Here is a 471-nt window from a genome sequence, read left to right as displayed (position 1 = left end):
ACTATAGGAACGATTTTAGCAATAGCTTCTATACTATCAGTAATAATACAACCTTACTTAGCTAAACTGATAGACACATATGAATTCTTTACAGTTAGAAGTTCAATTTTGCTATCACTAATTGTTTCTATGTTTGCAATAATTTTAATGATAATATGTGATAATCCACTAATACTATACACTAGCTATACAGTAGCTTTATGTGGTTTTTTAAATGTACAAACTTTTATGTATCCCTTCATATTTGAATATATGAGTAGAGGCTACAAAGTTAATTTTGGTTTTGCAAGAGGTATGGGTTCAGTTTCATACGCTATAGCCTCATACATACTAGGAACATTAAGTGTAAAATACTCACTTAACTTTTTACCTATGTATTTTCTAGTATTAACAGTTCTAGTTATCCTTATGATACTAACATTTAGACCACTTGGTAAAATTAAAAAACATGAAGAACATCTACCTGATGTA

Annotated in this window: 1 protein-coding gene; it reads left to right on the top strand. The window is 28.7% G+C overall.

Annotation, left to right across the window (positions count from 1 at the left end):
• Positions 1-471, top strand: a 471-nt coding sequence (locus IMK15_RS06340) for an MFS transporter (protein ID WP_192942292.1), incomplete at both ends; no start/stop codon positions are given.

Origin of the sequence: Sneathia sp. DSM 16631, assembly GCF_014892235.1 — a bacterium.
Taxonomy (GTDB): Bacteria; Fusobacteriota; Fusobacteriia; order Fusobacteriales; family Leptotrichiaceae; genus Sneathia; species Sneathia vaginalis.
The sequence above is the reverse complement of the archived record's forward strand: the minus strand, read 5'-3'. Positions and strand labels throughout refer to the sequence as shown.